Annotated in this window: 1 protein-coding gene; it reads right to left on the bottom strand. The window is 44.6% G+C overall.

Annotated features, from left to right (window positions below; translation table 11 throughout):
* Nucleotides 1-271 (bottom strand): hypothetical protein (locus NXS07_RS22700; protein WP_258087660.1); only part of this gene is annotated, 271 nt, incomplete at both ends.

Below are 271 nucleotides of genomic sequence, written 5' to 3'. Positions count from 1 at the left end.
CCGCAAGTTTTTCTGCAAAGTCTTTCGCCGAGCGCATCGAGAAGCGTTGTGAAGGAGTCTCTATCGGGAACTGACGCTCCAGTAATTCTGTAAAGACAGAAGTAATCCTTGACTTGGCATCAGGATGCTGGTACAGCGTTTCTGAAGGCTGCGACTTCAGTGCATAATGCGTGAGCTCTGTGACGTAATTACGGAGCAGATCATACTTGAAAACATAGTCTGATTCAATTTCATCCAGCATTTTCGTGAAAATAGAAGATACCACTTCATC

It is taken from the genome of Xenorhabdus bovienii, assembly GCF_024721015.1.
GTDB classification, from domain to species: Bacteria; Pseudomonadota; Gammaproteobacteria; order Enterobacterales; family Enterobacteriaceae; genus Xenorhabdus; species Xenorhabdus bovienii.
The sequence above is the reverse complement of the archived record's forward strand: the minus strand, read 5'-3'. Positions and strand labels throughout refer to the sequence as shown.